The sequence below is a fragment of the Hydrogenophaga sp. genome (assembly GCF_041633695.1).
In the GTDB taxonomy this organism is placed as follows: Bacteria; Pseudomonadota; Gammaproteobacteria; order Burkholderiales; family Burkholderiaceae_C; genus Hydrogenophaga.
Genome location: NZ_JBFJMY010000762.1, coordinates 1 through 1,054, shown reverse-complemented (window position 1 = coordinate 1,054; position 1,054 = coordinate 1). Strand labels below are relative to the sequence as shown.

The window sequence follows — 1,054 nt, the reverse complement described above, 5'->3', positions numbered from 1 at the left end:
TGTCCGGGTCTTCCTGGTCAAACCCCCGGCAGAAGTTGTCCACCGCGTTCATCTGCATCGCCTGCTTGCGCGCCTGGGTGATGAAGGCCGCCTCGTTGGTGCCGTCCGATGAAATCACCACCGCCGTTTTCAGAAAGGCCAGGCGCGCCATCAGCCCCATGTCGGGCGTGGCCTTGGTACGCTCCTGCGCCAAGCGTTCAACCAGTGCCGCCTCGATCCCCGCTTGGTATCGAATGCACGCCAGCTTCGAATGGCACACCACCTGCGCCTTGAAACCGTTGGGCAGGATGTTGTCTACATAGTGCTGCACGATGTCGCGTGATATCGCGTCGATGCGGTTCTTCGCTTCCAGAATATCGCCCGTGGCGCCGTATTTCTTTTTGATCGCCAGCAACTCCGCTTCGCTGCGCTCGCGGAATAAGTCTTCAAACGCGGTGTCGAAGGCGTGTTTTTCGCTCAACGCAGTGTCGGCTGTCTTGCCTTCGTACAAGATTTGCAGCGTGGTCCCGTCGTTCACCGAGTCCATGATCTTGTACTCGTCGATCCGTTCGCCAAAGCGCTTGTGGGTCCTCTTCTCGCCATGGCGTTCGGTGATCAGCGGCGTGCCGGTAAAGGCAATGCGCGTGGCGTTGGGGAATGCCTCAAACAGGTTGTCGCCCAGGTCCGAGCTTTGTGTGCGGTGCGCCTCGTCGATCAACAACACGATGCGTTCCGAGGTGTTCACCACTCCAAAGGTCTTGCCCGCTGGCATGGCCAGGTAGGTGCCCAGCGCTTCGGCCACGGTGTTGCTCAGCACCTGCTTGGGCTCCTGAAATTTGTGGACCATCACCATATTGATGTCCGAGCTGTCGCTGGACAGGTGTTGCCGCAAGTCCTGGCGGCTTTCGATCACGTTCACCCGGCCGCCGATCAGCGTGGCGGTGTCGGCGAGTTGGTTCTCCAGATCGGTGCGGTCGTTCACCAGCACGATCTTGTGGTCGCTCAGGTCGCGGCTGGCGCGCAGCATGCGCGCCAGAAACACCATGGTCAGCGACTTGCCCGAGCCCTGGGTGTG

The 1,054-nt window shown here is 60.4% G+C and carries 1 protein-coding gene; it reads right to left on the bottom strand.

The window, feature by feature from the left end; genetic code table 11:
* The coding region (locus ABYB95_RS23910; RefSeq protein WP_372662986.1) for a DEAD/DEAH box helicase family protein at positions 1–1,054 on the bottom strand (1,054 nt) is incomplete at both ends.